The sequence below is a fragment of the Streptomyces sp. NPDC056527 genome (genome assembly GCF_042794475.1).
Classification (GTDB): Bacteria; Actinomycetota; Actinomycetes; order Streptomycetales; family Streptomycetaceae; genus Streptomyces.
Window position 1 is genome coordinate 1 of sequence record NZ_JBHTTQ010000230.1, and the last position, 1,996, is coordinate 1,996.

Annotated in this window: 1 protein-coding gene and 1 pseudogene; both read left to right on the plus strand. The window is 65.2% G+C overall.

What is annotated here, in order from left to right; translation table 11 throughout:
- Positions 1–311 precede the first annotated feature (311 nt).
- Entirely contained in the window at positions 312–1,007 is a 696-nt protein-coding gene (locus ACFQ7Q_RS38075; RefSeq protein WP_383563849.1) for a hypothetical protein, read from the plus strand.
- Positions 1,008–1,051: 44 nt separating this feature from the next.
- A pseudogene (locus tag ACFQ7Q_RS38080) lies at positions 1,052–1,885 on the plus strand (IS5 family transposase).
- The last annotated feature ends 111 nt before the right edge of the window (positions 1,886–1,996 follow it).

The following is a 1,996-nucleotide window of genomic DNA, read 5'->3' on the forward strand; positions in this document are numbered from 1 at the left end:
CCTGCGATCTGCACAGCCTGACTCCCAGTCCATCCGTGACGTTCAGCGGAGGATAGAACCAGGCACTGACAGGTCCAGATGTTAAAGAACAAGCTCAGGACCAGCATCTACGGGTTGCAGCTGCTGTTCTCCGAGCTACAGGTGACCGAAGTGCGCCGAGGTGAGCCCCTCCCTCAGGGCTAGGCGGTGTCTTCGAGTTTCACACCCACATCTGGGCTGCGACGGTGACGGCGGATAGGTAGGACGATGCCCCGCCGTTGAGAGCAGAACCTAGAGTGGGCCCGGACGCGGGCACTGATTGGGTAGGGATCATGGACGTATTCGATGAGGTAGACGACGCTGCGCTCACGGATCGGTGCGCTGCCATGACTAGCGTCCAGCGCCGCCACGCGGCCACGTTGGCGCTCTGGCGGCTGCGTGCGCCGCTGCTGATGCTCAGGCTCGACCCCGAGTGGGGCCTTCACCGCACGGTTGTGGAGCGCGTATTCGGCACGATGGTCCTCGCCCCGCGCGACGAGGAGTCCCGCCGCGCCTACACGGAGGCGGTGGCCGAAATGGTCAGCACCCCGTTCTTCACCGACCCGATGGAAGGGGAACTGGACAACGTCATCGCCGAAGTCCAGGTAGAGGCCATCGCGGAGTTGGACATGTGGAATGTACTGGACGAGCTGAGCGTGGAGGAGGTCGAGCGGATCATCCGCCGACCCCGCGAGGTGTCCGGACGGCTCGACAGCAGTTCGCAAGATTCAATGTGGGACCATCCGGCTCACCGCGCCCATGAGCGGTACCTCGCGACCGCGCTGGGCCAGGGGCGCGGCGCCGACTTTGGCTACCACAGCGCCTGTAACCTCGCCGCCGAGGCCGCTTGTCACGACGTCGTTCTGGCACTGCCGCCGACCGCGAGTCTCTTGGGCACTGCAGCCGGTCGAGGCGCACTTGCGCTCTGCGAGGCCTTCAGCGCCGAGCTTGTCTCGACCCTGGCCTGGCAGCACAACTTGGGCCACTAGGCAGCGCCTTCGAATGATCTTGCGTAGTGGATCATGGGGAGGCGATACGTCGTCATGAACTGTCTGCTGCCGAGTGGGAGTTCGTCCGACCGTTGCTGCCTGAGTCGTTGCAGGGGCGGAAGCGGATGGACGATCGCAGGGGCCTGAACGGGATCGTGTGGAAGTTCCGTACCGGGACGGCCTGGTGGGACGTGCCCGAGCGTAACGGGCCGTGGGCCACGCTCCACACGCGTTTTCGCAGGTGGGCGACGGACGGGCGTTCGACCAGATGCTGCGGGCCGCGCAGGCGAAAGCAGATGCGGCAGGCGACATCGAATCGAGTGACCGGTGTCGGTCGATTCCACGGCGGTCCGGGCCCATCAGCATGCGGCCGGCGTCCGAAATGGGGCTCCGCGACCCGGCTCTCGACCGGTCCAGAGGCGGTCTGAACAGCAAGATCCACCTGGCTGTTACGGGCGGGGCAGCCGCCCGCTCGCTTTCGTCGTCACGGCCGGTAACACCGACGACTGCACCCAGTTCACCGCCGTGATGGAAATGATCCGGGTGCCCCGGATCGGACCCGGTCGGCCCCGGGTCCGTCCGGCCCGATCACGTCCTGGGCGACAAGGGCTACATCTCGAAGGCGATCCGGGCCTGGCTCCGCCGCCGGGGCCTCAAAGGATTCTTGAGCGGCTCGACCAGGTCCGCAACCGGGCCCGGCGAGGCAGCCGCCGAGGCGGCCCACCGACCTTCGACCACGAGATCTACAAGCACCGCAAGATCGTGGAACGGTGCTTCAACTGCCTCAAGCAATGGCGAGGCATCGCCACCCGTACGACAAGACCACCGAGTCCTACGAAGCAGCAGTCGCCCTCGCCTTGCTCCTGATGCGGGCGTGACATTTGACGACAGGCCTTAGCTTGTTCTTTAACATCTGGACCTGTCAGTGCCTGGTTCTATCCTCCGCTGAACGTCACGGATGGACTGGGAGTCAGGCTGTGCAGATCGCA

Coding starts and splice junctions, on each gene's coding strand:
- ACFQ7Q_RS38075 (WP_383563849.1), top strand. CDS start 312: ATGGACGTATTCGATGAGGTAGACGACGCTGCGCTCACGGATCGGTGC.